Genomic DNA, 2,619 nt, shown 5'->3' with positions numbered 1-2,619 from the left:
CTTTCGTGAAGCGAACCCGGCGAACTGAAACATCTCAGTAGCTGGAGGAAAAGACATCAACCGAGATTCCGTTAGTAGTGGCGAGCGAACGCGGACCAGGCCAGTGCCGACAAGTGAATTAGCAGAACGATTTGGAAAGATCGGCCATAGCGGGTGACAGCCCCGTATGCGAAAGTGAAATTGTCGGACTTGAGTAGGGCGGGACACGTGTAATCCTGTCTGAACATAGGGGGACCACCCTCTAAGCCTAAATACTCGTATGCGACCGATAGTGAACTAGTACCGTGAGGGAAAGGTGAAAAGCACCCCGATGAGGGGAGTGAAACAGTACCTGAAACGGATTGCCTACAAGCAGTTGGAGGGTCCTTGAGGCCTGACAGCGTACCTCTTGCATAATGGGTCTGTGACTTAATGTATCAAGCAAGCTTAAGCCGTTAGGTGTAGGCGCAGCGAAAGCGAGTCTGAATAGGGCGCCAGAGTTTGATGTATTAGACCCGAAACCCGGCGATCTAGGCATGACCAGGATGAAGGTGCGGTAACACGCACTGGAGGTCCGAACCGATTAACGTTGAAAAGTTACCGGATGAGTTGTGTTTAGGGGTGAAAGGCCAATCAAGCCGGGAAATAGCTGGTTCTCCGCGAAAACTATTGAGGTAGTGCCTCGAGCGAATACCGTAGGGGGTAGAGCACTGGATGGATGCGGGGGTCGCGAGACCTACCAACTCTAACCAAACTCCGAATACCTACGAGTACTACTCGGGAGACAGACGGCGGGTGCTAAGGTCCGTCGTCAAAAGGGAAACAGCCCTGACCTACAGCTAAGGTCCCCAAGTCATCACTAAGTGGGAAAGCATGTGGAACTTCCAAAACAACCAGGAGGTTGGCTTAGAAGCAGCCATCCTTTAAAGAAAGCGTAACAGCTCACTGGTCTAAATAAGAGGTTCTGCGGCGAAGATGTAACGGGGCTAAAGTGATGCACCGAAGCTTAGGGTGTGGCGTAAGCCACGCGGTAGCGGAGCGTTCCGTAAGCCTGTGAAGCGATCTGGTAATGGGTCGTGGAGGTATCGGAAGTGCGAATGCAGACATGAGTAGCGATAAAAAGGGTGAGATGCCCTTTCGCCGAAAGACCAAGGGTTCCTGCGCAAGGCTAATCCGCGCAGGGTGAGCCGGCCCCTAAGACGAGCCCGAAGGGGGTAGTCGATGGGAACCACGTTAATATTCGTGGGCCTGGTGGTGTGTGACGGATCTCGTGTGTTGTTCTCCCTTATTGGATTGGGAGGGCTTCGAAGAGGTTCCAGGAAATAGCCCCACCGTATAGACCGTACCCGAAACCGACACAGGTGGTCAGGTAGAGTATACCAAGGCGCTTGAGAGAAGTGTCCTGAAGGAACTCGGCAAATTGCCTCCGTACCTTCGGAAGAAGGAGGCCCTCATTGTGCGCAAGCATTTTGAGGGGGCACAGGCCAGGGGGTAGCGACTGTTTAGCAAAAACACAGGGCTCTGCTAAGTCGGCTTCAAGACGACGTATAGGGCCTGACGCCTGCCCGGTGCCTGAAGGTTAAGTGGAGGGGTGCAAGCTCTGAAATGAAGCCCAGGTAAACGGCGGCCGTAACTATAACGGTCCTAAGGTAGCGAAATTCCTTGTCGGGTAAGTTCCGACCTGCACGAATGGCGTAACGACTTCCCCACTGTCTCCAGGACATGCTCAGCGAAATTGAATTCCCCGTGAAGATGCGGGGTTCCCGCGGTTAGACGGAAAGACCCCGTGCACCTTTACTGCAGCTTCAGAGTGGCATTAGGAAAGAACTGTGTAGCATAGGTGGGAGGCTTTGAAGCGTTGGCGCCAGCTGACGTGGAGCCATAGGTGAAATACCACCCTGTTGTTTTCTGATGTCTAACCTCGATCCATGAAACTGGATCAGGGACCCTCTGTGGCGGGTAGTTTGACTGGGGCGGTCGCCTCCTAAAGAGTAACGGAGGCGCGCAATGGTGGGCTCAGGACGGTTGGAAACCGTCTGTTAGAGTGCAATGGCATAAGCCCGCCTGACTGCGAGACTGACAAGTCGAGCAGAGACGAAAGTCGGTCATAGTGATCCGGTGGTCCCTCGTGGAAGGGCCATCGCTCAACGGATAAAAGGTACGCCGGGGATAACAGGCTGATAACCCCCAAGAGCTCATATCGACGGGGTTGTTTGGCACCTCGATGTCGGCTCATCACATCCTGGGGCTGGAGCAGGTCCCAAGGGTTTGGCTGTTCGCCAATTAAAGTGGTACGTGAGCTGGGTTCAGAACGTCGCGAGACAGTTTGGTCCCTATCTGCCGTGGGCGTCGAAATTTGAGAGGAGTTGACCCTAGTACGAGAGGACCGGGTTGAACATACCTCTGGTGTACCTGTCGTTCTGCCAAGAGCGCAGCAGGGTAGCTATGTATGGACGGGATAACCGCTGAAAGCATCTAAGCGGGAAGCCTCCCTCGAGATAAGATTTCATAGAGCCGTCAGAGACCATGACGTTGATAGATCGGATGTAGAAGCGCGGTAACGCGTGGAGCTAACCGATACTAATTGCTCTATTCGCGCTTGAGAGTCCCACCATCAATGACAATCCTGGGTAAACCAGC

The 2,619-nt window shown here is 53.7% G+C and carries 1 other annotated feature (only partly in view).

Annotation, left to right across the window (positions count from 1 at the left end):
- Positions 1-2,582: a sequence feature (mutual gap in cmsearch alignment for this rRNA model is longer than 100), on the top strand (it extends 141 nt beyond the left edge of the window).
- Positions 2,583-2,619 lie beyond the last annotated feature (37 nt).

Origin of the sequence: Sphingomonas sp. PSPC2-2 (assembly GCF_049897725.1) — a bacterium.
In the GTDB taxonomy this organism is placed as follows: domain Bacteria; phylum Pseudomonadota; class Alphaproteobacteria; order Sphingomonadales; family Sphingomonadaceae; genus Sphingomonas.
The sequence above is the reverse complement of the archived record's forward strand: the minus strand, read 5'-3'. Positions and strand labels throughout refer to the sequence as shown.